Annotated in this window: 9 tRNA genes; all 9 read left to right on the top strand. The window is 51.4% G+C overall.

From position 1 onward, the window contains the following. Positions 1-91: 91 nt before the first annotated feature. The 9 genes from VXN63_RS12065 to VXN63_RS12025 all read left to right on the top strand — a co-directional run bounded on the left by VXN63_RS12065 (position 92) and on the right by VXN63_RS12025 (position 906). Positions 92-177 (top strand) — tRNA-Leu (locus tag VXN63_RS12065). Between the two features lie 12 nt (positions 178-189). Continuing rightward, positions 190-263: transfer RNA gene (locus VXN63_RS12060), tRNA-Arg, on the top strand. 25 nt (positions 264-288) lie between these two features. Further along, positions 289-362: transfer RNA gene (locus tag VXN63_RS12055), tRNA-Pro, on the top strand. A 26-nt stretch (positions 363-388) separates the two neighbouring features. Then, positions 389-462, top strand: a tRNA-Met gene (locus VXN63_RS12050). A gap of 20 nt (positions 463-482) precedes the next feature. Continuing rightward, positions 483-556 (top strand) — tRNA-Ile (locus tag VXN63_RS12045). Between the two features lie 21 nt (positions 557-577). After that, positions 578-650, top strand: a tRNA-Met gene (locus VXN63_RS12040). Positions 651-668: 18 nt separating this feature from the next. Further along, positions 669-741, top strand: a tRNA-Asp gene (locus VXN63_RS12035). Positions 742-752: 11 nt separating this feature from the next. Beyond that, a tRNA-Gly gene (locus tag VXN63_RS12030) sits at positions 753-823 on the top strand. 9 nt (positions 824-832) lie between these two features. Continuing rightward, positions 833-906 (top strand) — tRNA-Ile (locus tag VXN63_RS12025). The last annotated feature ends 74 nt before the right edge of the window (positions 907-980 follow it).

Raw genomic sequence — 980 nt, 5'->3', positions numbered from 1 at the left:
CTTGCCAAGGTGGGGGTCGCGGGTTCGAATCCCGTCTTTCGCTTGGTTATAGATAAAGCGAATGAATATTTACTTAGTCTTAACAGTAATTGCCGGGGTGGCGGAACTGGTAGACGCACAGGACTTAAAATCCTGCGGTGAGTTTTCACCGTGCCGGTTCGATTCCGGCCCTCGGCATTTGAAACATTTGCACCCTTAGCTCAATTGGATAGAGTACCTGACTACGAATCAGGCGGTTAGAGGTTCGACTCCTCTAGGGTGCATTTCCGAAAGGAAAAAAGTAAAGTACGGGAAGTAGCTCAGCTTGGTAGAGCACTTGGTTTGGGACCAAGGGGTCGCAGGTTCGAATCCTGTCTTCCCGATTTTTCTAAAAGAGCCATTTTATAATGGCGGTGTAGCTCAGCTGGCTAGAGCGTACGGTTCATACCCGTGAGGTCGTGGGTTCGACTCCCTCCGCCGCTATCATTGTTTTTCGGAAAATTGGACCTTTAGCTCAGTTGGTTAGAGCAGACGGCTCATAACCGTCCGGTCGCAGGTTCGAATCCTGCAAGGTCCATTTTCAATCGTTCGATATTATCGCGGGGTAGAGCAGTTGGCAGCTCGTCGGGCTCATAACCCGGAGGTCACAGGTTCGAGTCCTGTCCCCGCAATCCAAACAGAAATTACTTGGTCCCGTAGTGTAGCGGTTATCACGCCTGCCTGTCACGCAGGAGATCGCGGGTTCGAATCCCGTCGGGACCGTTCAACATTATGCGGGTGTAGTTTAGTGGTAAAACCACAGCCTTCCAAGCTGTCGTCGCGAGTTCGATTCTCGTCACCCGCTTTTTGTTTGGGGCCTATAGCTCAGCTGGTTAGAGCGCACGCCTGATAAGCGTGAGGTCGGTGGTTCGAGTCCACTTAGGCCCATTGTTTCATATAAATATAGTAACTTAACCGGCCCCTTGGTCAAGCGGTTAAGACACCGCCCTTTCACGGCGGTA

Origin of the sequence: Marinilactibacillus sp. XAAS-LB27 (assembly GCF_036039175.1) — a bacterium.
In the GTDB taxonomy this organism is placed as follows: Bacteria; Bacillota; Bacilli; order Lactobacillales; family Carnobacteriaceae_A; genus Marinilactibacillus.
The sequence above is the reverse complement of the archived record's forward strand: the minus strand, read 5'-3'. Positions and strand labels throughout refer to the sequence as shown.